This is a genomic window from Ulvibacter litoralis (assembly GCF_900102055.1).
Lineage (GTDB): Bacteria > Bacteroidota > Bacteroidia > Flavobacteriales > Flavobacteriaceae > Ulvibacter > Ulvibacter litoralis.
This window is the reverse complement of sequence record NZ_FNBA01000001.1, coordinates 247,330-272,498: the sequence shown is the minus strand read 5'-3', so window position 1 is coordinate 272,498 and position 25,169 is coordinate 247,330. Positions and strand designations below refer to the sequence as shown.

General features: G+C 36.7%; 22 protein-coding genes. 7 read left to right on the top strand and 15 right to left on the bottom strand.

The genetic code is table 11. From position 1 onward, the window contains the following. Window positions 1–48 precede the first annotated feature (48 nt). The 3 genes from BLQ00_RS01255 to BLQ00_RS01245 form a co-directional block, all read right to left on the bottom strand. Window positions 49–849 carry an MbnP family protein gene (locus tag BLQ00_RS01255; protein WP_229792586.1) on the bottom strand — a complete coding sequence of 267 codons (801 nt, stop codon included), beginning with the start codon at window positions 847–849 and terminating at the stop codon, window positions 49–51. 82 nt (window positions 850–931) lie between these two features. Further along, window positions 932–1,318 carry a hypothetical protein gene (locus BLQ00_RS01250; RefSeq protein WP_139149344.1) on the bottom strand — a complete coding sequence of 129 codons (387 nt, stop codon included), beginning with the start codon at window positions 1,316–1,318 and terminating at the stop codon, window positions 932–934. Window positions 1,319–1,454: 136 nt separating this feature from the next. After that, window positions 1,455–1,826, bottom strand: coding sequence for a VOC family protein (locus tag BLQ00_RS01245; RefSeq protein WP_093139565.1), 372 nt, complete (start codon window positions 1,824–1,826; stop codon window positions 1,455–1,457). A gap of 146 nt (window positions 1,827–1,972) precedes the next feature. Between BLQ00_RS01245 and BLQ00_RS01240 the strand changes: the two genes are divergently transcribed. Beyond that, window positions 1,973–2,632 (top strand): HAD family hydrolase, encoded by a 660-nt coding sequence (locus BLQ00_RS01240; protein WP_093141845.1) that lies wholly within the window; start codon window positions 1,973–1,975, stop codon window positions 2,630–2,632. Here the strand turns inward: BLQ00_RS01240 and BLQ00_RS01235 are convergent, their stop codons facing one another. The 3 genes from BLQ00_RS01235 to BLQ00_RS01225 form a co-directional block, all read right to left on the bottom strand. After that, entirely contained in the window at window positions 2,633–5,860 is a 3,228-nt protein-coding gene (locus tag BLQ00_RS01235) for a P-loop NTPase fold protein (RefSeq protein WP_093139563.1), read from the bottom strand. Between the two features lie 136 nt (window positions 5,861–5,996). Then, a complete protein-coding gene (locus tag BLQ00_RS01230) occupies window positions 5,997–7,523 on the bottom strand; it encodes a carboxypeptidase-like regulatory domain-containing protein (RefSeq protein WP_093139562.1) in 1,527 nt (508 codons plus the stop codon). Window positions 7,524–7,614: 91 nt separating this feature from the next. Beyond that, on the bottom strand, window positions 7,615–8,577 hold the full coding sequence (locus tag BLQ00_RS01225) for an endonuclease/exonuclease/phosphatase family protein (protein WP_093139560.1): 963 nt from the start codon (window positions 8,575–8,577) through the stop codon (window positions 7,615–7,617). Window positions 8,578–8,692: 115 nt separating this feature from the next. Here BLQ00_RS01225 and BLQ00_RS01220 point away from each other — a divergent pair, with 115 nt between their 5' ends. Beyond that, window positions 8,693–9,934: a cation:proton antiporter gene (locus BLQ00_RS01220; RefSeq protein ID WP_093139559.1), complete on the top strand. Its 1,242-nt coding sequence runs from the start codon at window positions 8,693–8,695 to the stop codon at window positions 9,932–9,934. On the opposite strand, the gene BLQ00_RS01215 is transcribed toward BLQ00_RS01220, so the two are convergent. Next, the gene (locus BLQ00_RS01215; RefSeq protein ID WP_093139557.1) at window positions 9,931–10,323 is read right to left on the bottom strand and encodes a response regulator; all 393 of its coding nucleotides are present in this window, start codon (window positions 10,321–10,323) and stop codon (window positions 9,931–9,933) included. The two genes, BLQ00_RS01220 and BLQ00_RS01215, sit on opposite strands and share 4 nt — an antisense overlap. Next, a complete protein-coding gene (locus BLQ00_RS01210; RefSeq protein ID WP_093139556.1) occupies window positions 10,316–12,985 on the bottom strand; it encodes a PAS domain-containing protein in 2,670 nt (889 codons plus the stop codon). The genes BLQ00_RS01215 and BLQ00_RS01210 overlap by 8 nt, the downstream gene beginning before the upstream one ends. A gap of 285 nt (window positions 12,986–13,270) precedes the next feature. Between BLQ00_RS01210 and era the strand changes: the two genes are divergently transcribed. Next, window positions 13,271–14,155 carry a GTPase Era gene (gene era / locus BLQ00_RS01205; RefSeq protein WP_093139554.1) on the top strand — a complete coding sequence of 295 codons (885 nt, stop codon included), beginning with the start codon at window positions 13,271–13,273 and terminating at the stop codon, window positions 14,153–14,155. Window positions 14,156–14,195: 40 nt separating this feature from the next. Here the strand turns inward: era and BLQ00_RS01200 are convergent, their stop codons facing one another. Further along, window positions 14,196–14,690 carry a GTP-binding protein gene (locus BLQ00_RS01200; protein ID WP_093139553.1) on the bottom strand — a complete coding sequence of 165 codons (495 nt, stop codon included), beginning with the start codon at window positions 14,688–14,690 and terminating at the stop codon, window positions 14,196–14,198. 169 nt (window positions 14,691–14,859) lie between these two features. Here BLQ00_RS01200 and der point away from each other — a divergent pair, with 169 nt between their 5' ends. Next, window positions 14,860–16,164, top strand: a complete 1,305-nt coding sequence (gene der / locus BLQ00_RS01195; protein WP_093141842.1) for a ribosome biogenesis GTPase Der — start codon at window positions 14,860–14,862, stop codon at window positions 16,162–16,164. 188 nt (window positions 16,165–16,352) lie between these two features. Here the strand turns inward: der and BLQ00_RS01190 are convergent, their stop codons facing one another. Genes BLQ00_RS01190 through BLQ00_RS01165 form a run of 6 tightly spaced genes read right to left on the bottom strand, consistent with a single transcriptional unit; the run spans window position 16,353 to window position 20,789 of the window. Next, window positions 16,353–17,165: a TPM domain-containing protein gene (locus tag BLQ00_RS01190; RefSeq protein ID WP_093139551.1), complete on the bottom strand. Its 813-nt coding sequence runs from the start codon at window positions 17,163–17,165 to the stop codon at window positions 16,353–16,355. Between the two features lie 20 nt (window positions 17,166–17,185). Beyond that, complete coding sequence (fabV, locus tag BLQ00_RS01185; RefSeq protein WP_093139550.1) at window positions 17,186–18,373, bottom strand: enoyl-ACP reductase FabV; 1,188 nt, start codon at window positions 18,371–18,373, stop codon at window positions 17,186–17,188. A 47-nt stretch (window positions 18,374–18,420) separates the two neighbouring features. Further along, window positions 18,421–18,858, bottom strand: coding sequence for a TPM domain-containing protein (locus tag BLQ00_RS01180; RefSeq protein WP_093139548.1), 438 nt, complete (start codon window positions 18,856–18,858; stop codon window positions 18,421–18,423). Between the two features lie 5 nt (window positions 18,859–18,863). Beyond that, window positions 18,864–19,472: a LemA family protein gene (locus tag BLQ00_RS01175; RefSeq protein WP_093139547.1), complete on the bottom strand. Its 609-nt coding sequence runs from the start codon at window positions 19,470–19,472 to the stop codon at window positions 18,864–18,866. Window positions 19,473–19,482: 10 nt separating this feature from the next. Further along, complete coding sequence (locus BLQ00_RS01170; RefSeq protein WP_093139545.1) at window positions 19,483–19,812, bottom strand: MerR family transcriptional regulator; 330 nt, start codon at window positions 19,810–19,812, stop codon at window positions 19,483–19,485. Further along, the gene (locus BLQ00_RS01165; RefSeq protein ID WP_093139544.1) at window positions 19,812–20,789 is read right to left on the bottom strand and encodes a M23 family metallopeptidase; all 978 of its coding nucleotides are present in this window, start codon (window positions 20,787–20,789) and stop codon (window positions 19,812–19,814) included. The genes BLQ00_RS01170 and BLQ00_RS01165 overlap by 1 nt, the downstream gene beginning before the upstream one ends. A gap of 120 nt (window positions 20,790–20,909) precedes the next feature. On the opposite strand from BLQ00_RS01165, the gene alaS reads away from it, so the two are divergent. The 3 genes from alaS (at window position 20,910) to BLQ00_RS01150 (ending at window position 25,100) form a co-directional block, all read left to right on the top strand. Then, on the top strand, window positions 20,910–23,522 hold the full coding sequence (alaS, locus tag BLQ00_RS01160; RefSeq protein WP_093139542.1) for an alanine--tRNA ligase: 2,613 nt from the start codon (window positions 20,910–20,912) through the stop codon (window positions 23,520–23,522). A 20-nt stretch (window positions 23,523–23,542) separates the two neighbouring features. Further along, complete coding sequence (locus BLQ00_RS01155) at window positions 23,543–24,490, top strand: GSCFA domain-containing protein (RefSeq protein WP_093139541.1); 948 nt, start codon at window positions 23,543–23,545, stop codon at window positions 24,488–24,490. An 82-nt stretch (window positions 24,491–24,572) separates the two neighbouring features. Next, a complete protein-coding gene (locus BLQ00_RS01150) occupies window positions 24,573–25,100 on the top strand; it encodes a Riean_0653 family protein (protein ID WP_139149343.1) in 528 nt (175 codons plus the stop codon). Window positions 25,101–25,169 lie beyond the last annotated feature (69 nt).

The window sequence follows — 25,169 nt, the reverse complement described above, 5'->3', positions numbered from 1 at the left end:
TAGGGAAGGCAAATCTAATAGACGTGCCTTCCTCATTTTTTTATAGGCTTAGTTATTGTGTACGTGGTGTACTTCAAACATTTCCATCATATTGTTTGCGATAATAGGCGTTTCAATAGGATCTGTATGTACTTGGTCGTATCCATCCATGAAATTAACAGGCGTTGGACCATCAAAAATGGTAGCGATGTCTGTTTTTACATGTACTTCTGGTGTCATTGAAGGTCTTACTAATACCGAGTTTGGAAACGGTAATGTTACTTCTCTATAGTTGTCTAATGAAGTTCCAACACTTCCCATATGAATGTTTAACGCTTGGTCTGTCACTGTATCTGAAGAGAAAACTCCGTCCAATCTAACAAATCGGAAACCAGTTGCCCATGACCATAGCATTCCTGCATCTTGTGCTATTTGTAAAAAATCACCTTGTCCGTCTGCTCCACGTAAGTAACGTTCTTGGTCAATTCCGACACCAAATGAGATAGACGTGTAATCTGCAGCATCTACATTGTCAAGGGTAATCCAGATTTCACCTGCATTGTTTCCATTGGCTTCATCTACTAAAAATACATTGTCTTCGGTAGGATACTCAAATGTGTTTCCTTCGCTATCCAATAAGCTTACATTGCTAATAATGTATTTTAATTGGTCTAGTTTGTACGATTCTCCATTCGATTTATTGTACGAAGTTCCAAAGATGAAATCTTGGTCGCCTACGCCATTGTCAAATTTTAGAACCAATTGTCCTTTTTGTCCTGTTAAGTCTTCAGTGTTATTGTCATCGTCACTTGAACATGATATAATAGAGATGCTTAGCATTAATACTAATGCTATTTTTGATATTTTCATTTTGTATAAAGTTTAAAATATAAGGTACTGTTTTAGGCAAGCACCTAAAGCCTTGTGAAAAAAATAATTTTATATGTAAACTTTATGAAATGGGAGGTTTGAGTAACTGATAGTCTAGCTTGTACGCGTAGTTTTCGCTATAGTAGAAGTTTTGAAGCCGAACAATGGTGAGTAAAGAAGTGTCAAAATTGATCGTGTCTTCAGATTGAAAATAAACGGGGAAAAAAGATTCAGAAATAATGTTGGTGATGAGGTTTCCCTCCGAGTCATTCGTTTCTTGTGAAACTAATTGTAGTTGTTTTGATAGGTGACATTTACCATTACATTGTAATTCTGGTTTGTCGGTATTTACACAATAGGTTTCAATGATGTAATCAATATTCAGTTCGTAATAGAGAATATTAGACACATAGAAAATAGGCCTTACCGAAAAGGAAAGTAGTAAGATGAATAAAAAAACCTTTTTCAAGACACTATTAGTTTTTGCAAAAATAACGAATAATCAATTTTTATTCTAGTTAAATATGCCTTTTGTAGCATTGGAATCGCAAAATATGATATATGTCAGGTATCAAGTCTCTTACCTCTCTTTTGGCATATAAAAACTAGACATGTTGATCGACCAAAATGGTGTTTCCGTCGGGATCTAGAACCATAAAACTAGCAGGTCCTGAAGTGGATTCGTCTGCTTCACTAAGTAATTGTGCTCCTTTTTCTTTTAAATGTTTCTGAATGTCGCGAACATCATCAAATTGCTCTAATGTGTTTGCGTTTGTATCCCAACCTGGATTGAACGTTAGAATGTTATTTTCGAACATTCCTTGAAATATTCCGATAAGAGAATCCCCATTTTTCAGAATTAAATAATTTTTTTCGATTGCGCCACCAAAAACCTCAAACCCTAAGTTTTCGTAAAATTCTTTTGATTTATGAATGTCTTTAACGCTAAGACTTATTGAAAATGCTCCTAATTTCATGATTGTAAATATTAAATGAATGTGTATTGAACGCCCAGTTCGATGCTCCAAGATACTAAATTATGAGATCATTTACGGGTTTTGTACGAGTAGTAAAGGATGTTATTTATATAGGTTTCCATATCTTAGCAAAAAAAAAGAAAGAGATGCTTAAAGCTGTTTTATTTGATATGGATGGAGTAATTGTAGATACAGAACCGCTTCATAAAAAAGCCTATTACAGTATGTTTGATGAGGCTTCTGTTGCCGTTTCTGACGCTCTTTACGAAAGTTTTACGGGGCAATCTACCATCAATATTTGTAAAAAATTAGTCACTCATTTTGAATTGGATACAACGCCAGAAAATCTAGTGTCCATCAAGAGGAAATACTTTAAACATCTTTTTGATACCGACGAATCTCTAGGGCTTATTGAAGGTGTGGAAGAACGTATTAAAGACTATCACAGCAACGGATTGACTCTTGTTTTGGCATCTTCGGCTTCTATGCCTAACATCAATCGAATTTTTACCCGCTTTGATCTCGATCAATATTTTGTGGCGAAATTAAGTGGTGCCGATTTAAAAGAATCCAAGCCGCATCCCGAAATTTTTAGCAAAGCTGCAGAAGCTTCTGGACATCACACCAGCGAATGCATGGTGATTGAAGACTCTACCAACGGAATTCAAGCCGCGAAAGGAGCCAATATTTACTGTGTGGGTTACAACAGTTATCATTCTAAAAATCAGGATTACTCAAAAGCCGATAAGGTGATTTCACACTTTAAAGAAATAGAATACAACGCTGTTTCTAAATTGTTTTTATAATTAATCAATTACATACGAGAATCGTTTCAGTAACGGAAACTGTTTCGAAAAACTTGCCAACGGAGTTGCTCCCAAATTGTTTTTATCAAGGGTGATAATTTCCTGCAATTCGGAAGCTAATACTTGTACTTCTTTGCCATTGTATGTTGCGTCTTTAAAACTCATAAAAAAACTTTCAAAAGTTTCAATTTCGCTATGATTTTTCATTTTGTCTATAAAAGGAGCGTATAATTTTTTGTAATTTCCCAAGGGAAGTGCCAGTAAAAACAATACAACTTTGGTCTCATCTGCCGACAAATTGTTAGGGTAATCTTCGTGTGCTTTTACAATTCTAAAAATATTGATAAATCGCTTAATCGCTCTCGGACTCCCACCCACAATGGGCGACATGGTTTGAATGAGTGTTATTTCTGTTTTTGAAAAGGTGAGCGATTCTATTTCGATAGGCTGTGGTTTTTTTACTTCGGAAAGGGACGGATCTGTGTTTAAGGAGACGGATTCTTCATTTGCATCGTTTGGTTTCAGAAGCGTTTCATTTTTGTTTTCGGTTCCTTCTGAAGCTTCCGTAGTAGTTTCGATAGTAGCCGTATCGTCCAACGAACCTGTAAAACTTTCCGAAGCATTTTCCGAAGAAAGAATAGCAACTGGTTGTGTTTCTGCAAGTGATTTCAGCATAAATTTCACACTAGTATCTGAGGGTTTTTTGAGGTTAAAAGGCACTTGAAAAATCTTTTCTAAATACGCCGATGGTTTAATTAACTCGACATGACTGTTCTCCGTTTGTGAGGTAAATTGCAATTGATGCCGTTTGTACAACGCATTTTTAACCCAGCGCGGGTCCACACCTACCACCACCACAAATAGCGGATAGGCCATCAAGAGATTCACTGCTTCCAATACTTCTACCACACGCTCCTCAGGGCATCGGTCTAAATCGTCTATGTATAAAATGATGCGCTCTAGAGGGTGTTCAAAATAGTTTTTAAACTGCTCTGCGGCCTCTTTTTTAACCTTTTTTACTTCGTCGTTATGATCGGTGAAAAGCTCACTTAAAATTTCAAAATCCTTCCGAATGGTCGAAATAATGCCCAAATGTTTGGCGTAGTCTTTACTTTCACTTTTCCGTTCTATAAAGGAGTGCAGCGCTTCAGTAGAAAGCGTGTTTTTTAATCTAAACTTAAGGGTTGCTTGTTCGTGGGTAGATAAAATAATTTGTTGATTAAGCCCTTCTATTTCTCGACGATAATTTTCTATTTCTTCGGTAAGGGCTTTTTGTTGTTGTGCAAAAGACTGTGTCGCTTCTTCTTTTTTAAGGGCGTAGTCTTCTCGAATTTCCCAAAAGGAAGCCACTAAAGGTTGCATTTTGGTGTAGGTGTTTATCCCGCGAATTGCAAGACCACCGGCAACTGTAAGTAGCGACCATGTTTCGGGTGAAAGACGAAGGTTTGTAAGTCCGACAACGGCACCAATGTACGATACTGCCAAGGGTACCCCTAGAATAATAATGATGATGCCGAGAAGCCATAAGATGTTTTTCCACCATTTATTTTTGTCGAAAAAGACTTTTAAAAAGGTTGTTATCGCAGTGGCTTGTTCGTAAAACTCATCCGGCGTTTTCCAATATTTTTCAGGAATAATTTCCTTAAAATCTTCAACGTTTTGATTCATTGATTTATTGGTGCGAATCGCTTTTTCTATTTTGTTTTGTACATCAAATTCTGCATCCACATTTTTTAACACCGAAACCAATGTATTTTCTTTTATCTCTTTTATTTTTTTTGATAGGTCATCTTCTAATTTCTTTCTTTTGGTTTTCAAGACAGAAAGTTTGTTGTCTATCAAGTTTTTCTCAATTTTAAGAGTTTCCAGTTCTTGATTCGTACTATTCAGTTTTGAGGTTAAGGCTTTTTCAACTTCTTTTTTTACATTTTTAGCAGTGGTGTCGTTACTAATGTATTGTTGCAATCCTTCAAAAATACGAGTAACTATACTTGCCCAAAGATTAGAGTCCATATACGACCACGCATTAAAATGAACTTGTGCAATTCCGCGGCAAAAATGATCTCCTTCCGTTTGAACCGTTAACTCTTCAATTTGTTCTTTCAGTTTTCGCATAAAAAAACTTTTCCCAGAACCCCACTTTCCGAAGAGTGCAATCGCCAAAGGCGGCAAAAAGCTTTTGGCGGCAATCACACGTGAAAAAGCTGCAATGTCTTTTGTAATATTTAAATAATCTACGCCAATATCGGCGTCACTTAAAATTCCGGCAATAGTTTGCGTGTTGTGAGGGAGCGGAAGTGGCGTGAGATGTTTTACAAAATCTCCTAATTGAAAATCGTTAAATGTCTCTATGAGGAGCGTAATTTCTTCTTTTGAAGGTTGTACAATACTGTCGTGATACGATTCAATAGAAGGGATACTGTATCCAAAACCATGAAGTGCCCAATTTACCTTCATGGGGCTGTTGTCTTGTTGAAGCTGTGTTACAACGCCCATAGCTTTAATGTGTAATGTAGAAATTTTCTGGTTTTCTGCATCGGCTCTTTGAATTAAGATATCACCTACTTGAATGGTGTTTACCAGTTGTTTTACATCTTCATTCGTACCATTATCCCAAATACCTTGGTCTATAAATCGCTGAGATTGTTCGTAAGCACCCCATTGTGTACCCACCACAAAAAACTGCCTGCTTTGAACTTCGGGAAGTGCTAAAAATTCAGAGGAGTTGTACTCTGTGATGGAAGTATTCGGAGCATTAGCGTCTATTTCAGCAGCTTCATCAAATGTGGAAGATTGTTGTGATTTTTTAGTGGTTTTAGTAGCCTCGCTTTCCGCAACAGTTTCGGATGGGAGATGCCGTAGTCTAAGATCTTGAATGCTATCTTGGTCTAAAATTGAAATATTCACTCCAGAATCATCAGAAATTATAGATTCTAATTGGCTGATATCGCTAGAATACAAACCGGCTTCATACACTAAAAAGTAGTGTACACTAGGCCCAAAAATATACATTGCTTCTCCAACATATGGTACTATGTCGCTAGAAATAAATTCGATTTCTATGCTTTCAGAAAGAGGTCTTATATCAACAACAACCTTATTTTCAGGATCTCCTAAAGAAAATTTGAAAGGGCGTCCTTTAGGCAATTCCACTTCTTTTTGAAGGTTGAATCCATAGGCAGCGTTTAAAGTTTCTTTTACAATGTCTGTATAATCTCGTTGTACCATGTGAACTAGTTGAAAAATTAGGCCAATGGGGAAGGATTCTCAAAATACAAATACGGACGTATTTAATGTACGTATTTGTACGTGAGTTGTTTGTGTGAGATTAAAGATACTAAAAAATGAAATACGAAGTGATTGGTTATTCTTCAATCACCTTAAATGCTTGTATGGCCTTGTTGGGTTCCATAATGGTATAATCTTGCCAAAACGTAGGGTCGTAGCTCGATAAATGAGTGGCTTTAACGTTCGTGTTTTCGGTAGCAGCATTAAATGTGCTTTGCGAAATAGTTTCCGAAGCAAATACCACCAATTCATACTTAACGCGAGACGCGCCTTGAATATTCAGTTCTAATGAAAGTTCGTTTTGCTTGCGTCTTCCTTTTACGTGTTTGTTCTTTTCAATTATTTTTAACGGACGCTCAATTCCGAACGTGCTCCCGTCTTCAATCTCGATATAACGCGGGGCGTATTTTCCGTTTTGGTCTTTTCCGAAGAGCATTTTACCTTTAAAGATGGATCTTCTGTAGTTGATACCAAACATCCCGAATTTTTTCAGCGGACGGACATTGTCAAATTCCAAACGGACAATTGCAAAGTCGTCGGTAGTTACGTATAAAACGCCTTTGAAATCTTTTTTTCCTTTGGGCGAAAACTCGATAATATACACCGATGCATCTTCAATATAGGAGTAGTCTTTAAGTTCGAATGTGTACCGATTCGATTTGTCTAAAAAGTCTAATTCTGAATCTTCATTAAAGAAAAGTTGCTTGTAAATATCGGCAATACGCTCTTTTTGGTTGGTAAGTAGCGTTGGGGCATCATCAGGGTTTTCAGTGCGTATTTGAATCATTTTGCCATCTTGTGACTCATTATCGGTTTCTTCTAAATCGACTTTGGTTCCGAAGAAACCAGATTTAATTTTTAAATAGGAATTTGGCTTGATGTTCTCCTTAAATATTTTTTCCAAACGATCGGTAAGTGCTTCCGAAGAAAGGTCTTTCGACTTATCGTACAATTCGGCTGCCTTATCTATATGAAGCTTTGGTGTTGTATAATCGCCGTAAATATTTCCTGCAATTTCAGTGTAATGCGAAGCCGTTTTTGGAAGTATAAGTGCAATACTATCCATTAATTCTTTGTTCAATTCTTCAATGCTAGACTTCTGAAATCCGAAGTCTATTTTATTCATTTTCTTAAAATCGGATTGTCTAAAAAATACTTTTTTATTACTGAGACCTGTGGAATAATTACGGTCTAGATTTTCTTTTACGCGGTCTATAATTTCTTCGGAATCTAACGGATTGTTGGTTAAAAAGACTTCTTTAATTTCAAACTCTTTTGGTTCTAGAAGAATGGTGTTTTCCGTTACATGCTGAAGCAAAACTCCTTTTCTGGCATATCCTAAAGATGAAATGTAAATAGAATCTTGTGGTTGTCTCTCGTTGTTTTCAGAAAGAGTAAAAAAACCATCCTCGTTGGTAATTACCCCCTGATTTTCGCCCGTTTCAATAGTAGCAAATGGAATGGCCTCTCCTGTTTTTTTATCCACTACTTTTGCAGAAAAGGATTGTGCTGAAGCTGTGATAGCTCCCAAAAGGCTAAAAATAAATATACTCTTTTTGATAAACGTCATAATGGTTTTTACTTTGTATTTATATAGACGCATTTTTCTTTAAAATAGTTGCCTACTACTTAGTATAACTATTCAAAGATAGTTTTGTTACGGCTAACATACCCACTTTCAGAAGTTAAAGAATTTATAATTCGAACTCAGCCCACAAAGGATAATGGTCTGATAGAAGGTAAGAGAGACTTCTTTTCGATATGTTTCTATTGGAGAGTGCTGATGGTAAAAAGTCGAAGTGTCCTCCATTTATAAAGTTGAGTGACAAATTAGGAACATTTTTGCTGTTGTTAAACCATGCAATTTGATCGTAGTATTTTGTGGTATTAAATATAGACCTAGTCACCGCTTCGTTTTGTAATTCTGGTGGTACGTAAAGCCCTTCGGAAAGAAAGGTTTTGTCTAGTAAATCACCCCGTTCGTTAATATTAAAATCGCCTAAAGTGATTAAGTTTTGATGGTATGCATTAATATCGCTTGCCCAATCTGCCAGCCATTTTGCAATTCCTTTGAGTTCTTTAATTCGTTCTTCAGTTTTCTTTCCGTATTTAATATGAAGGGTAACTAAAATGAAGGTTTGGTAGCCACATTTAAAGCTTACGGCATAGGGAGTTCTAACAAATTGTTCGTCTAATGCGTCTTTTCCAATGTTTTTAGACCATTCTTTAGGGACGACCAATTCGCAAGCGAGACCAGATAATTGCACTCTTCTAGTGTCGAAGATATACGCCATTCGTTCTCCGTTTCCAGCGCTTCCTTTGGTCACATCTGTGAGAATTAAAGACCAGTTGCTTCCTAAGTATTTTAAAGTATCTCGAAGGGCTCGAATGTTGGCTTTTACTTCTTGTACTGCAATTACGTCAAAACGTTTTATGATTTCAGCAATACAACGTAGCGCATGTAAATCTCGTTTAGGAGAATCTGTAGGTTCCGATTCCCATTTTCGGGTTAAATTTCCAAAAGCGCGAATGTTCCAACTGGCTATAAGAAGGTTTTTGTCTACTTTTTTAGCAGGGAGTTGTAGGTCTAAATCTGTTGAAAGTGCTTCTAAGTTTTTCTGAATGTGAAGCGGAGGGGTGTCTAAGATGTATGCCATAACAAATACAGTTTTGTTACGGGGAGTTGCATAAGTTAAAGATAGTTATTTCTTCTAATGTAGGGTTGATGTTAAATGGATTTAATTATTACCTTAGCCAGATACAAGCTTTATTATGGACTATTTTTCAATTATTACAACGCTCGTTGTTCTTGCGGCTTTGTTTGGATATATCAATGTTCGTTTTTTGCACTTGCCAAATACAATTGGTTTAATGCTTATTACGATCGTGTTTACGTTAGCGGTTCTCGGACTTAGCTATTTTGATACGACCTTATTAGATGCAGAACGTTATATTATTACAACCATAGATTTTAAATCGGTTCTTTTAGATGTTATGCTTAGCTTTTTATTATTTGCAGGAGCATTACATACCAATTTTGAGCAATTAAAAGTACAGCGATGGCCTGTATTTGTGTTTGCTACATTAGGGGTTTTGGTTTCTACATTTCTGGTAGGAACGGTCATGTTTTATGTGCTTCAAATGTTAGGACTAGAAGTTGCATATATCTATTGCTTACTATTTGGAGCGTTAATTTCTCCTACCGATCCCATTGCTGTTTTAGGAATATTAAAACAAGCAGGAGTACCAAAAAAACTAGAGACTAAAATTGTAGGCGAATCACTTTTTAACGATGGCGTAGGAGTTGTAGTGTTTTTAACCATTTTCCAAATTGCAACCTTAGGAGGAGATACGGTGAGTCCGATGGATATTGTAGTATTATTTGGACAAGAAGTGATAGGGGGTATTGCGTTAGGGTTGTTATTAGGTTGGGTGACATATAGGTTTTTAAAATCTATTGACGATTATGATATTGAAGTAATCATGACCTTAGCAACTGTAATGGCAGGAACGGCTATTGCACATAAATTTCATGTTTCTGCACCTTTGGCTATGGTAACGGCAGGATTAATGGTAGGAATGGATACTGTACGTCACAGCGCGATGTCTGAAGTTACAGAAAGTTATGTGGATAAGTTTTGGGAGCTTATAGATATTCTACTAAATACCATTCTTTTTGTATTGATAGGGATGGAAATGTTGGTCTTAAGCTTCGAAGGAAATTATATTGTTGCGGGATTATTGGCCATTCCAATTATATTGGCGTGTCGTTATACTTCGCTATTGTTGCCTATAAAGTTTTTTGAGAAGAAGTTAGATTTTGTGCCAAATACCAATCTAATCATGACGTGGGGAGGCTTGCGTGGCGGTATTTCTATCGCACTTGCATTAGGACTTACAGAGGTAATGCACAGAGATTTGTTTTTGGTAATTACCTATGTTGTAGTCGTGTTTTCTATACTAATACAAGGCTTAACCGTTGGAAAATTAGTAAACCGCTTAAAAAAAGACTAAAGACTGTTTAAAAGTTCTTTTAGTTTTTTGATGTTAAGAGGCTTTGTGATGTAACTTGTTACGGTTTCAAAGGTTTTTGTTTTGTCTAAATCGACAGGATCTATGGAAGAGGTAACGATGTAGGTTCTAATGTTTTTAATAGTAGAGTGATCTTTAATTTCTTCTAGATAGTCCCAACCGTCCATAATTGGCATATTTAAGTCTAAAAAGATAAGATCGGGAAGTGTTTCTTTTTTTTCTGAAATTTCTTGGAGTCCTTTTACTGCTTCTAGGCCATTGTTAAATACCATAAAATTGGAACAAAAATTTACATGTTCCATCATTTTTTTTAGGGTATAGATAAATATTTTATCATCATCTATTATGCAGGCTGTTGAAATCTTATTCATAGGGTAAATACACTTTAAATATGGACCCTTTATCAACAGTACTTTCTACTTCAATACGACCTCCCATGACTTCTACTTGTTGTCTCGATAGGAAAAGACCAATACCTTTAGCATCTTCATGTTTATGAAAGGTTTTGTACATACCAAATATTTTATTGCCGTGCTTTTTTAAGTCTAAACCTAGTCCGTTATCTTCAAAAGATAAGATAATAAATTTATCATCTTTACGATGCCTAATTTTTAGAAAACTATCTCTTTCCGCAGAAAAATACTTTATCGCATTGCTTATGATGTTTTGTATGATACTTTCAATATAGGCATTTATCCCTAAAACAAAAAGTGGTTTATCGATATAACTTTCTATCGTAACATTTGCATTTTTAGCCATTGATTTTGTATTAAACAACACGATATTTAATAGCTTTTGCACGTCTACAGTATCTAGTTTTTTTATAGGGGTTGAGTTTATAACCACTACATCGTTTAATAGCGAAATGGTTTGGTTTAATTTTTCTGAAGTTTCCTTTATAAAATTAAATGTAGAGTCGTTTATAAGTGATGGATGTTCATCCTGAAAAAGCTCAAGTAACATTTCAGAATTTCCATAATGAGACCGCAAGTTGTGAGAAACAATTTGGGCGAAGTTTTTAAGTTTTTCGTTTTGTTCTTGCGTAATAGAAAGAAGTGATTTCATCTTTTTGTCTATTGCCTTTAGATCAGTAATATCTGTGGCAATTCCTAAAAACCCCATCTTTTCTCCTTCAGAGTCTTTTATAAAAGTTACTGTTAGTAACACTGGAAACTGTTTCCCGTCTTTTCGTGTAAAAGTAGATTCATTGGTGTAATGCCCCTCTTTTTCCATAAAATATAAAAACTCTTTCTGTATTCTTATATCCTCTTCTTCTGTAACATTGGAACATGTGCTGTCTTTAAAAGGATGATGAAAGAGATCTGTGGTTTCTTTTAGTATAACGTCTTCTTTGTTATATCCTAATAAATTTTCAGCTCCTTTATTAAAAACAGTAAGGTACCCTTCCATGTTTCTGGCAAAAATAATAACATGCGTACTGGCATCCATTAAAGATTGTAAATAAGAAGATGTTTTGTAAACTTCTAGCTGTGCCTTCTTTTGTTCTGTAATATCTGTTAATTGAGTAATGTAGTAAATTGTTTTTCCTTTATGGTCATCAATTTTAGCAACAGACATAAGAACCCATACGATATGCCCTTCTTTATGAATGTATCTTTTAGAGATGCGATAAAAACTTCTTTTGTTAGCTACAAGCTCATTAAAAAAACTTACATCAATTTCAAGATCGTCAGGGTGGGTGATATCTCGAAAATTGATACTTGTTAATTCTTTAGCACTATACCCTAAAATATCAGAGACTGCATTATTAGATTTTAAACATCTTCCTTCTTGCGATACAAAAAGCATTCCAGTGGCAGAGCTATAGAAACTCTCTCTAAAGGTAGCTTCGCTAATAACGAGTTTGTCTTCAGCATTTTTTCGTTTCGTAACATCGGTTAGGTAAATAATTAACCCTCCAACGATATTGTCGTTTGTATACCAAGGGCGTACATCCCATGTTATCCAAAATATATTACCATCTTCTCTTTTAAAAATTTCATCATCACCACTTTCAGAAACACCACCAAGACATTTTTGATGTAATTCGACCCACGAATCAGCAATTTCTGGAAATACTTCATAAATTGTTTTTCCAATAACTTCTTTGTTTAATGCAAAATCAGAAACCCATTTTTCAGAAGCTGCAATATGCACCATGTTATTGTCAAACATTGCCATGGCTCTAGGAGCTTGTGCTATAAAGGTATTTTGAATGTCGTAGGCATTTTTCTTTGAGGTAATGTCTTCAATGTATCCAGCCATCCATTGTGGATTGCCCTCAGGGGTGTAGATTACAACTTTAGACTTTAAAAATACCCAAATCCATTTCCCAGACTTATGCTTCATTCGCGACTCAAATTCATAAAAGGGAGTGTTCCCTTCTAAATGAGTCATGAGTATTTTTTGTGAGTTTTCTAAGTCTTTAGGATGCATAAAAGAACGTACTCGATCTATTGTTAAAGGAAATAGCTCTGAATAAGAATATCCTAATATTGCAGCCCAGTTTTCATTAAAAATAACCTCCCTGGTATCAAGATTGGCTTCCCAGGTTGCTATTTCTGCACCTTCGATGATGTTTTTATAATTGGTTTTTGAGATATTTTTTTTCGTTATTTTACATAGAAAATAAGTGCTGTTGTTGCCTTTGTCTTTGCAGAAAAAACCTTCATACGTCATGATGATTTTTTTCTTTTCTCTGTTCAGAAATAAAAGCTCTCCAGTATAATTCTCAGGCGTATTTGGTTTTTTTTTCAGAGATTCAAGAAAGACTTTTTCTTCAGTTTTTGAAAGTAGTCCAGAAGCTTCTTTTTCTGAAAATGAAGCAGGTGAGTATCCGAGTCTTTTGATACAAACTTCATTAATATGCTTTAATGTAGGGTTTTTTATATCAAAAAAGAGCAGGCCTTTATTTCCTTGGTTGAAGATAAAATTAAATACGTTAGAGTCTTCTTTTGCAAACGCAAAAAGTTGTTCCTTTAAAAGTGTTAAAGGAGAAGTAATAATAGGCTTCGATTTGGGGTTTAGATTCATACGTAAACAAAAATCCTTCTTTAAATATAGAAATGTTCACTTAAATAATGGAGATAGTTAAAACAAATATAGTTAAAGTTTTAACGTTTAAGCACGGTATCGTATATAAAAAGCTGTTTAGGGTGGTTTTTGATACTTATTCGTTGAAATTTCCTACGCGTCTCATTGGTTTTAACTACAAATTGCTTTAAATAAAAAGTGGGTGCTAAGCGGGGCGTTTTTTGTTATATCTCTTTTCCCATCTAATACCTTTATTTTTCTATTATCTTTGCACAAAACTTATATATGAGTCATAAGGCTGGATTTGTTAATATTATAGGAAACCCAAATGTTGGTAAAAGCACACTAATGAATGCTTTTATTGGGGAGCGGTTGTCTATAATTACATCAAAGGCACAAACTACAAGACACCGAATACTAGGAATAGTGAATGGTGAAGACTTTCAAGTAGTATTAAGTGATACACCTGGAATTATCAAACCTGCGTATCAATTGCAAGAGAGTATGATGGATTTTGTAAAATCTGCTTTTGAAGACGCCGATGTGCTTTTGTATTTAGTCGAATTAGGCGAGAAAGAATTAAAAGACGAAGCCTTTTTCAATAAAATAACCAATGCCAAAATACCCGTACTTCTATTAATTAATAAAATAGATACAGGTGATGAAGCTTCCCTTTCTGAAGCTCTAGAATTATGGCAATCTAAAGTGCCAAACGCTGAGGTTTTTGCAATTTCTGCCCTTGAAAATTTTGGAGTTACTGAAGTTTTTAAACGGATTATAGAGTTGCTTCCAGAATCACCACCGTTTTACCCTAAAGATCAATTAACCGATAAGCCAGAACGATTTTTTGTAAACGAAGCGATTCGTGAAAAAATCTTGATGCAATACAAAAAGGAAATTCCATATTCCGTAGAGATCGATACCGAAGAGTTTTTTGAAGACGATGATATCATCCGCATTCGAAGTGTCATCATGGTAGAACGCGAAACGCAAAAAGGAATTATTATTGGCCATAAAGGACAGGCCATTAAATGGGTTGGAATTGAAGCACGTAAGGATTTGGAAAAGTTCTTCGGAAAACAAATTCACATCGAACTGTATGTAAAGGTTAATAAGAACTGGCGAAACGATATCAGACAGCTAAAACGTTTTGGTTATAATAAGAAGTAAGAAGAAGGCAGTACATTTAAACGCTTCGTAACAGCATGCCTTACAATTGGAGTGTTTGATTCATAAACTGATACAATTCTTCCATCTGTTGTTTTCCAGTAGCCTTTCCTAATCGACCTCCAATATATAACCCAATCCAACAAATAATTAAAAAGAGCATTCCTGCCATTTGTGGGAGGTAGCTCTTATCAAGTCTAGAATTTGTATAAATCCAAATACCTAACCCAATAAACAAAATTGCTAGTACAAAATGTAAAAAAATGAACAAGGTCCAAACCTTAGGGTTGGGTCCAAAAAAGCCATGAAGGTCGCTATAATTTTCTCCTTCATCTCTTATCTCTAAATGTAAGTGTGGTGTCCAGAAATGGTGCTGTTCTTTAGGAATTCGAATAAAAATATGTTCATCGACTATATTGGTTAGGAAGTCTTTTTGATTTTTATTCGCGGCTTCAAATAATGACACAATGGCTTCTTTCGATTGTTTTACCGTTAGTTTAAACCGAGGTCTGAGTACAATTTGATTTGAAATTTCCATAGAATAGATTCTGAGTCGATTAAATTACTAGATTTTATTGATACTAAAACCCATTTGAAACCACTTTTTTTAACTAGCTGACCCCAATAACCCAATTAAATTAGAAACAGTAGCTTTTTTAGATACATAGTATAGCTAGAAAAGATTACTTTTGCACCTCAAAACCAAGATTATGAGTATAGTTGCCATTGTAGGAAGACCCAATGTAGGGAAATCGACGCTTTTTAATAGATTAATAGAGCGAAGAGAAGCTATTGTTGATTCAGTGAGTGGGGTGACAAGAGACCGTCACTACGGAAAGAGTGATTGGAACGGAAAAGAGTTTTCAGTAATCGATACTGGAGGATATGTTGTTGGAAGTGACGATGTTTTTGAAACTGAAATTGACAATCAAGTTAAACTTGCCATTGAAGAAGCAGACGCAATCATCTTTATGGTGGAAGTTGAAAGTGGAATCACAGGAATGGACGTAGAAGTTGCAAAATTACTTCGTAGATCTAAAAAGCCTATTTTTCTTGCTGTTAATAAAGTAGATAGTGCAGCTCGTACCAACGATGCTGTTGAGTTTTACAACCTTGGTTTCGAAAAATACTACAACCTTTCAAGCATCAACGGAAGCGGAACAGGAGACTTATTAGACGATCTTGTAAAAGCACTTCCTGAAGAAGAAAAAAGAGAAGAAGCAACCTTACCACGTTTTGCTGTCGTAGGACGACCAAACGCAGGAAAGTCTTCTTTTATCAACGCACTTATTGGTGAAAATCGTTACATCGTTACAGACATCGCAGGAACCACCCGCGATAGTATTGATACAAAATACAACCGTTTTGGTTTCGAATTTAACTTGGTAGATACTGCTGGGATTCGTAAAAAAAGTAAAGTAAAAGAAGATCTAGAGTTTTACTCTGTAATGCGAAGTGTTCGTGCTATCGAGCATTGTGACGTGATGATCTTGGTATTCGATGCCACTCGTGGTTTCGACGGACAAGTACAAGCTATTTTCTGGTTGGCGCACCGTAATAACAAAGGAGTTATTATTTTGGCAAACAAGTGGGATTTAGTAGAGAAAGACAACGCCAGCGTAAAAGAATTTGAGAAATACATTCGTCAACAATGCGAACCTTTTACAGATGTGCCAATTGTGTTCATTTCTGTTTTACACAAGCAACGTATCTACAAAGCCATTGAAACGGCGGTAGAAGTATTCCAAAATCGTAGTAAAAAGATTAAGACCAGTGTGCTTAACGACACCATGTTGCCTATAATCGAAGCGTTTCCACCTCCTGCAAACAAAGGGAAGTACGTAAAAGTTAAGTTCGTTACGCAATTACCAACACCGCATCCTTGTTTTGCGTTTTTCTGTAATTTGCCACAGTACGTAAAAGAACCGTACAAGCGTTTTATCGAAAATAAATTACGTAAGGAATTCGATTTTAAAGGGGTTCCGGTAACCATCTATTTCCGTAAGAAATAAAACACATGGCTTTTTAAGGGTATGTAGTATTTGTTTTTCTTCTGAAAGTTTTCAGAAGTGACTTTGTGTGCGCTATTTCAGGAGTGTGTATTGCTTAAAACCTACTGTGGTTTTGAGTCAGCGTTTTTTCTGAAGGATTGCGTAGTTGCAATATACCGTAGTGCTTTCCGAAGTGATTTTTAAAAAGCTTACCAGCCACCGCTGGCACCACCACCACCAAATCCGCCACCGCCAAAGCCGCCACCAAAGCCGCCTCCGCCGCCAAATCCGCCACCGCCTCCAAAGCTTCCGCCGCCAGAGCCAAATCCGCCCGTACGTCCCATATTGCTTAAAATAATAACGTCGAGCAAACTGGATCCAGTTCTAGAACCACCGTTTTTACCGCCGCCGCCGTTTTTCTTCGACCCTAAAATGAAAATAATGATAAAGAAGATTACAATAACAATAATGAAATTGTAGTTATCCGAATTTTTTTTGAACGTTCTGTCTTCTTTAAACTCTCCTTTAAGCGCTGCAAAAATAGCATCGGCACCTTTGTCTAATCCGTTGTAGTAACTCCCTGTTTTAAACTCCGGAATCATAACGCGATTAATAATACGCTCAGCCATTAGATCGGTAATGCGGTATTCAATTCCGTAGCCAGTGTTTATATCAACCCGTCTGTCGTCTTTGGCAAGAAGGATTAAAATACCATTGTCTTCATCGGCTTGTCCAATGCCCCATTTATGACCCCATTTTGCGCCTAGAAGGTCTAATTCTTCTCCGTTAGAGCTTCCAATAATGGCAACAACAATCTGAGTAGAGGTAGAGTCTGCATAGCGAAGTAGCTTGTTTTCAAGGCTGCTTTTTTGTCCTGCGGAAAGTAAATCAATGTAGTCATATACCGAAGTCTGTTCTTTAGGCTTCTCCGGAATTTGAAATTGTGCTACAACTGTTTCAGAAAAAAAGAATAGTAGTGCTACTATTGAAACAATTTTATACTTCTGAAACAGTTGGAACATTTTTTATAGGTCTTAATTTGTTATTGTAATCCTGGAATTTCAACCATTTCATTTACATCTTCATCGTAATCTATACCTTCCACTTTAAAGCCAAACAGGTTGAAAAAGTCGGTGTTATAGCCTTCTAAATCTCCTAGCGTTGGCAAAGTTTCAGTTGTTGCTTCCTTCCAAAGTCTAGCAACTTCCGCTTGTACATCGTCACGCATTTCCCAATCGTCAACTCGAATTCTTCCTTTTTCGTCTGTTTCCGTAGTTTCAGCATACAATCTTTCAGAAAAAAGACGCTGAATTTGCTCAATACACCCTTCGTGCAATCCTTTTTCTTTCATCACCTTATACAGCAATGAAATGTACAACGGAATTACAGGAATGGCAGAACTCGCTTGCGTTACCAAAGCTTTGTTTACCGAAACGTATGCTTTTCCTTCCAATGCTTTTAACTTGTCTGTAATGGTGAAAGCCGTAGCCTCTAAATGATCTTTAGCACGACCAATCGTTCCTTTTCTGTACACAGCTTCTGTAAGTTCAGAACCGATATACGAGTAAGCTACCGTTTTAAATCCTGGTGCCAACACATCTGCTTCTTGCAACGCGTCTATCCAGAATCCCCAGTCTTCACCGCCCATTACGGTAACGGTGTTATCGATGTCTTCTTGGTTTCCAGGCTCAATACTTATTTCTGAAACTACGCCCGTATGGAAATCGACCGTGTTGTTAGTAAAAACACCTTCTAGTGGTTTTAGAACAGATTTAAATTTTTCGCCAGAATCAGGATGCACTCTCACTGGTGAAGCAAGGCTATAAATAACCAAGTCTATTTTTCCTAAATCAGCTTTAATTAAATCGACAGTTTGTTTTTTAATTTCGTGTGAAAAAGCATCGCCATTGATACTCTTAGCGTACAAACCAGCTTTATGTGCTTGCTCTTCAAAGTAAGCGCTGTTGTACCAACCGGGAGAAGCAGGTCTTCCTTCTGTAGGTGGTTTTTCTAAAAACACACCAATAGTTGATGCGTTAGAGCCAAATGCACTAGTAATGCGAGAAGCCAGTCCAAATCCTGTGGAAGCACCAATAACAAGTACTTTTTTAGGACCTTCTATTTCACCTTTTGAGGTTACATACTCAATTTGGTCTATAACATTCTGCTCACACCCTTTTGGATGAGAGGTAAGGCATATAAATCCACGGGTTCTAGGTTCAATAATCATGGGTGTAATTTTTTTATTTTGTATTGAAAAATATATTTTTAAAAGAATTATCCAATCGAAATCTCGTCTGGCAATTCATTTTTATCGTCTTTTTTATACGGAAAGTGTTTCTTTAGTTGTTCTCCGGCTTTTAGTACGCCGTCAATTAAACCTTGTTTGGTGTTTCCGTCTTTAAATTGCGAAATCATACTGTCTTTAGTGCTTTCCCAGAAATTAGGAGCTACGACATCGTTAATGCCGCTATCACCCATAATGACGAGGGTTCGGTCTTCTACAGCTACATAAATAAGCACGCCATTGCTTTGTTTGGTATTGCTCATGTGTAGAAATTCGAAAACTTCCGTAGCGCGATCAAAAGCGTCAATTTTACTGTGTGCTTCTAAATGCACTCGAATTTCACCCGACGTATTTTTTTCTGAAATACGAATGGCTTCGACTACTGCTGCTTCCTCGGAAGGTGTTAAAAAATCTTCAACTTTAGACATAGCGATTATTTTCCGAAGTCAAATTCAACCTCAGGTGCTTTTTCAGAACCTTTGTCTGCTTCAAAATAAGCCATTTCAGTAAACTTCCCAATAAAGTTATTGATGATGTTGTTCGGGAATGTTTTTAAGTGAATGTTGAAAGGTTTCACGCTTTCATTGAAACGATTACGCTCTACATTGATTCGGTTTTCGGTACGTTCCAACTCGTTGATAAGCTCTTTAAAGTTCTCATTCGCCTTAAGGTCTGGATATCTTTCAAAAACAGCTAATAAACGTGATAAAGCTGAAGTTAATCCTTCTTGTGCCTGTTGAAATTGTGCCAATTGCGCAGGCGTAATATTTGAAGGGTCAATCGTAATTGAAGTCGCTTTACTACGCGCTTCAGTTACTTTTAAAAGAGTTTCTTGCTCAAATTCAGCATATCCTTTTGCTGTGTTTACAATGTTTGGAATAAGGTCTGCACGACGTTGGTACGCACTTTCTACATTTCCCCATTGCGCGGTAGCGGTTTCTTGAAGTTGTATTCCTGTGTTGTAAAATTTAGGTCCCATTGTAAATCCTACAATAGCAAGGATAGCCACAATGGCAATAATTACGATAAGTGATTTTTTCATAGTGTTGAGGTTAAAGGTGTTCTTTAATTTTAAGTAATTCGGCTTTTATCGATTCTAACTTCCGAATGATATCAAAGTGGTTTAAGGTTTTTTGTTTGTTTTCTTTTAAATGTGTTTTGGCGCCTTCTAGTGTAAAGCCTCGTTCTTTTACTAAATGGTAGATAAGTTCGAGGTTTTTGATGTCTTCAGGAGTAAACTTCCGATTTCCTTTGGCGTTCTTTTTAGGTTTTAAAACATCAAATTCTTTTTCCCAAAAGCGTATCAACGATGTGTTTACATCGAAGGCTTTGGCAACTTCGCCAATGCCGTAATAGCGTCTTTCAGGTAGTTCTACGTGCATTAATCAAGAGATTGGTTTTCTTGCTGCGAAGCTCTAAGCATGTTCGTAAATTCGTCAGGACTTAGGTTTCCGTAGTAAAAATTAATAGGGTTGATGCGTTGGTTGTCTTTAAATATCTCGTAATGAAGGTGTGGTGCTTCAGAGCGTCCTGTACTTCCTACGAAACCAATTAAATCACCTCTTTTTACATGTTGTCCTGCACGCACGTTGTATTTATACAAATGCGCATACAAACTTTGATACCCATACCCGTGATCGATACGAATGTGGTTTCCATAGCCAGAAGCTGTATTGTCTGCTCTTGTTACTTTCCCGTCGCCAGAAGCATATACAGGGGTGCCACGAGGTGCTGTAAAATCCATTCCCCAATGCATTTTTCGCGCTTTGGTAAAAGGATCAGTTCTAAAACCATATCCGGATGCCATTCGTGTTAGATCTTCATTGTTTACAGGTTGAATTGCTGGAATCGCCGCCAATAATTTTTCTTTTTCTTCAGCCAGTACTGCAATTTCGTCTAATGACTTTGACTGCACTACAATTTGTTTGGTTAAAATATCTAAGCGTTTGCTTGACGATATAATGAGTTTAGAATTATCATATCCTTCCAAATCACGGTACCTGTTTATACCTCCAAAACCTGCTTTTCGTTGTTCTTCCGGAATTGGATTTGCTTCAAAATAGACACGGTATAGATTGTTGTCGCGGTCTTCTAACTCGTGTAATACTGCGGCAGCATGATCCATTTTTTTATTTAATAGATCGTATTGCAGCGTCATATTTGTTAGTTCACGCTTTAATTCTTTCTCTTTGGGAGTTTCAATATAAGGCAGGTTTATGTAGATTAGTAAGAGCATAAAACCGCTCAATATCATGCCCAAAATACTTAAGACAATAATACCTAATTTTCTTCCTTTTTTGTTTTCAATCTTTCGATAGGAAAGGGTTTCGCTATCGTAGTAATATTTAACCTTAGACATACGCTAAAAAATCATATTTTTGCTCGGTGATAGGTAGTGTTAAATTTTGAAACGTTACACAAATATAGAAATTGTTTCCATAGTACACTAACTGCATATATATAGTATAAATTATTTAGTATGACATCTCGCGAAATCCGCTCACAGTTTTTAGAATTTTTTACATCAAAGTCACACGCTATTGTGCCATCGGCACCTATGGTAGTGAAAGACGATCCAACCTTGATGTTTACCAATGCTGGGATGAACCAGTTTAAAGAGTATTTTTTAGGAAATAAAGCCGTAAAAGAATCTAGAATTTCTGATACACAAAAATGTTTACGCGTTAGTGGAAAACATAATGACTTAGAAGAGGTGGGAATGGATACCTACCACCATACCATGTTCGAAATGCTAGGAAACTGGAGTTTTGGCGATTATTTTAAAAAAGAAGCTATCGAATGGGCGTGGGAGTTGTTGACCGAAGTTTATAAAATTGATACATCGATTTTATATGTTACTATTTTTGAAGGCGATGCTTCAGAAGACTTAGCACGTGATACAGAAGCTTACGAGTTGTGGAAACAATTTGTACCGGAAGACCGAATTATTAACGGAAATAAAAAAGATAACTTTTGGGAAATGGGCGAACAAGGTCCTTGTGGTCCTTGTAGCGAAATTCACGTAGATATTCGTTCTGCGGAAGAAAAAGCAAAAGTGTCGGGCGCTTCATTAGTAAATCAAGACCATCCGCAAGTCGTGGAAATTTGGAACTTGGTTTTTATGCAATTCAACAGAAAAGCAAACGGAAGCCTTGAAAAATTACCTTCACAACACGTAGATACCGGAATGGGATTTGAACGTTTGTGCATGGTGTTACAAAACAAACAGAGTAATTACGATACCGATGTATTTACACCGCTTATTCGTGAAATAGAAGCAGTAACCAATAGCAAATACGGTAAAGACGAGAAAATAGACATTGCCATTCGTGTCATTAGCGATCACGTTCGTGCAGTAGCTTTTTCTATTGCCGACGGACAATTACCAAGTAATACGGGAGCAGGGTATGTGATTCGTAGAATTTTACGACGTGCAATTCGTTACGGATTTACATTTTTAGATACCAAAGAGCCATTTATTTACAAATTGGTGGCAACGCTAAGCAAGCAAATGGGAGATGCGTTCCCTGAATTAATTTCTGAAAAAAACCTAATCACCAATGTCATTAAGGAAGAAGAAAATTCATTCTTAAGAACTTTAGATCAAGGGTTGGTATTGTTAGAAAATATCATTGAAAGTGCAGATTCTAAAACAATTTCGGGTAAAAAAGCATTCGAATTGTACGACACTTTCGGTTTTCCAATCGATTTAACAGCCTTAATTCTTCGTGAAAGAGGTTACGAATTAGATCAAGCTGGTTTTGAAAAAGAATTACAAAAACAAAAAGACCGTTCTCGTGCAGCAACCAAAGTTGCTACGGGCGATTGGGAAGTTTTATTTGACGATGCGGAAGAAGAATTTGTAGGGTATGATACTTTAGAAACTACAATTAAAATTTCACGCTACCGCAAAGTGGAAAGCAAAAAGGATGGCGAAATGTACCAGTTGGTATTTAATCTTACGCCTTTTTATCCTGAAGGCGGTGGTCAAGTTGGTGATAAAGGGTATTTGGAAGCACAAGATGGCGGAGTTACCTATGTTGTGGATACCAAAAAGGAGAACAATTTAATTATCCATTTTGTAAAACACCTTCCTCGAAATCCTGAAGGTACTTTTAAAGCAGTTGTGGATGAGAAACAACGGTTTAGAACGGCATCAAATCATACCGCAACACACTTGTTACACCAAGGGTTACGAACTATTTTGGGCGAACATGTTGGGCAAAAAGGATCGATGGTGCACAGCCGAAATTTACGCTTCGATTTTTCACACTTTAGCAAGGTAACCGATGAAGAGTTGAAACAAGTAGAAGACTTTGTAAACGCGCGTATTCGTGAAGGATTGGCGTTGGAAGAGCGTAGAAATATTCCGTACCAGCAAGCGATTGACGAAGGTGCTATTGCCTTGTTTGGCGAAAAATACGGCGATGCTGTTCGCGCGATAAAATTTGGAACCTCGATGGAACTTTGTGGCGGAACGCATGCTGCAAACACAGCTGATATTTGGCATTTTATTATTACTTCGGAAGGTGCTGTGGCTAGCGGAATAAGACGTATTGAAGCCATTACAGGCGATGCTGCAAAACAGTATTTTATAGATCGTAGTGATGCTTTTTCAAAACTTCAGAAGTCATTGAACAATGTAAAAGATCCTGTGAAAGCAGTTGAAAGTTTGCAAGAAGAAAACAGTCAGTTGCAAAAACAAGTACAACAACTGTTGAAAGATAAAGCTAAAAATGTAAAAGGAGATTTAAAATCGGAAGTTACCGAAATTAATGGCGTTCACTTTTTAGCAAAAGAACTAGATTTAGATGCGTCAGGATTGAAAGATCTCGCATTCGAATTAGGAGGCGAAATAGACAATCTATTTATCTTATTTGGTTCTCAAAACGAGGGCAAAGCATTGCTTACTTGTTACATTTCGAAAGACTTGGCAACAGAACGCAAGTTAAATGCAGGACAAATTGTTCGCGAACTTGGAAAGTACATTCAAGGTGGCGGTGGGGGTCAGCCGTTTTTCGCTACTGCTGGAGGTAAAAATCCAAGCGGTATTCCAGAAGCGTTGGCAAAAGCCGTTACGTATATTGAATAATAATCACGTTTGTTTCTTCAATGAAACTTTACACGCAAATAAACATACAACCCGAGCACAACCCAATTGATTACAACTCAAAGGTCTTGTTGCTTGGGTCTTGTTTTGTAGAGAATATCGGCGATAAACTAGCGTATTACAAGTTTAACACCCTTCAAAATCCCTTCGGAATAGTATTTCATCCTGTTGCGATTGAAAAGTTAGTGACCCGTGCACTCAATGAAACACTTTTTACGGAAGCAGATTTGTTTTTTCACAACGAGCAATGGCATTGTTTTGAAGTTCATTCGTTGTTGAGTGATGCTAATAAAGAAGCGTTTCTTCGGAAATTGAACACACAATTAAAACTACTTCAGGAGTATCTTGAAACTGCAACACACTTCGTGTTTACCTACGGAACGGCTTGGGTGTATCGCTTCATTGAAACCGATAACTTTGTCGCGAACTGTCATAAAATTCCGCAGAAAAAATTTTTAAAAGAGTTGTTTTCAGCTGAAGCTGTTGCCGCAAGTATCGAAAACACAATTACCTTAATTAAGGATGTAAATCTACAAGCGACCTTTGTGCATACCGTTTCACCAGTACGGCATTTAAAAGATGGTTTTGTAGAAAATACACAGAGTAAAGCACATTTGTTAGCAGGTTTACACGAATTAATTGCACCGAAAAACAGAATGCATTATTTCCCTTCGTACGAGTTGCTATTAGACGAATTACGTGACTATCGATTTTATGCGGAAGATATGCTGCATCCAAATGCGTTGGCAATCGCTATTATTTGGGAACGATTTAATACAGCTTGGATTGCTTCGGAAACGGCGCCGCTTCAGAAGGAAATTGATAGCATTCAATCAGGATTGCGTCACAGGCCTTTTTATCCCGAAAGTGAAGCGCATCAAGCCTTCTTGAAAAACCTTCAGCAAAAAATAGAAAACTTTCAGCAACAAAACCCACACATTACATTGTAAGGATACGACAGATGCCGTATTGATTCTAGTTTGGTTTTTAATCCACCTTTGTGGTATTCAATAACTTAAAAACCCTACCATTATGAAAATCTTTACAAAATCAATCTTAATAACATTCCTAAGTTGTAGTCTTTTAATGGCAACGTCGTGTAAAAAAGACGACGATGGAGGAGGAACGGCTGCTAGTTCGGGAGAATTTACAGCAAAAGTGAATGGAAATAACTACGAATCGTTTCCAGAAGCGACTGCGGCGCAATTATCGGGAGCTGGCGAATTCCAAGCGATGGCTGTAAGTGGCGGAACAATGGACTCAGAAAATATTCAATTTATCATCACAGGATTTGACGGTGTAGGAACCTACTCGTTGAATTTTGTAAACATTGGAACGTATAGCTACTTGCCAGATCCAAGTAACCCAGATCCGAATACTGTGGTTGTATTCACCACAGTTGGAAATGCACAAGGAAATAACGGAGAGGTGAATATCTCAACGTTTGATGATACCACTGTTTCGGGAACGTTCAGTTTTACAGGCTATAATTTAGATAACATTGGAGATACTGTTTCGGTGACCAATGGTGCTTTTAATGTAGCGTACACAAGAAATTAATTAGAATATAGCGCATGTACGAGAATCTCTGTGTTGAGGTTTTTACGTGGAACTGGGAGTGTTATTTTT

Coding starts and splice junctions, on each gene's coding strand:
- BLQ00_RS01255 (WP_229792586.1), bottom strand. CDS start 849: ATGAAAATATCAAAAATAGCATTAGTATTAATGCTAAGCATCTCTATT.
- BLQ00_RS01245 (WP_093139565.1), bottom strand. CDS start 1,826: ATGAAATTAGGAGCATTTTCAATAAGTCTTAGCGTTAAAGACATTCAT.
- BLQ00_RS01240 (WP_093141845.1), top strand. CDS start 1,973: ATGCTTAAAGCTGTTTTATTTGATATGGATGGAGTAATTGTAGATACA.
- BLQ00_RS01235 (WP_093139563.1), bottom strand. CDS start 5,860: ATGGTACAACGAGATTATACAGACATTGTAAAAGAAACTTTAAACGCT.
- BLQ00_RS01230 (WP_093139562.1), bottom strand. CDS start 7,523: ATGCGTCTATATAAATACAAAGTAAAAACCATTATGACGTTTATCAAA.
- BLQ00_RS01225 (WP_093139560.1), bottom strand. CDS start 8,577: ATGGCATACATCTTAGACACCCCTCCGCTTCACATTCAGAAAAACTTA.
- BLQ00_RS01220 (WP_093139559.1), top strand. CDS start 8,693: ATGGACTATTTTTCAATTATTACAACGCTCGTTGTTCTTGCGGCTTTG.
- BLQ00_RS01215 (WP_093139557.1), bottom strand. CDS start 10,323: ATGAATAAGATTTCAACAGCCTGCATAATAGATGATGATAAAATATTT.
- BLQ00_RS01210 (WP_093139556.1), bottom strand. CDS start 12,985: ATGAATCTAAACCCCAAATCGAAGCCTATTATTACTTCTCCTTTAACA.
- era (WP_093139554.1), top strand. CDS start 13,271: ATGAGTCATAAGGCTGGATTTGTTAATATTATAGGAAACCCAAATGTT.
- BLQ00_RS01200 (WP_093139553.1), bottom strand. CDS start 14,690: ATGGAAATTTCAAATCAAATTGTACTCAGACCTCGGTTTAAACTAACG.
- BLQ00_RS01190 (WP_093139551.1), bottom strand. CDS start 17,165: ATGTTCCAACTGTTTCAGAAGTATAAAATTGTTTCAATAGTAGCACTA.
- fabV (WP_093139550.1), bottom strand. CDS start 18,373: ATGATTATTGAACCTAGAACCCGTGGATTTATATGCCTTACCTCTCAT.
- BLQ00_RS01180 (WP_093139548.1), bottom strand. CDS start 18,858: ATGTCTAAAGTTGAAGATTTTTTAACACCTTCCGAGGAAGCAGCAGTA.
- BLQ00_RS01175 (WP_093139547.1), bottom strand. CDS start 19,472: ATGAAAAAATCACTTATCGTAATTATTGCCATTGTGGCTATCCTTGCT.
- BLQ00_RS01170 (WP_093139545.1), bottom strand. CDS start 19,812: ATGCACGTAGAACTACCTGAAAGACGCTATTACGGCATTGGCGAAGTT.
- BLQ00_RS01165 (WP_093139544.1), bottom strand. CDS start 20,789: ATGTCTAAGGTTAAATATTACTACGATAGCGAAACCCTTTCCTATCGA.
- alaS (WP_093139542.1), top strand. CDS start 20,910: ATGACATCTCGCGAAATCCGCTCACAGTTTTTAGAATTTTTTACATCA.
- BLQ00_RS01155 (WP_093139541.1), top strand. CDS start 23,543: ATGAAACTTTACACGCAAATAAACATACAACCCGAGCACAACCCAATT.
- BLQ00_RS01150 (WP_139149343.1), top strand. CDS start 24,573: ATGAAAATCTTTACAAAATCAATCTTAATAACATTCCTAAGTTGTAGT.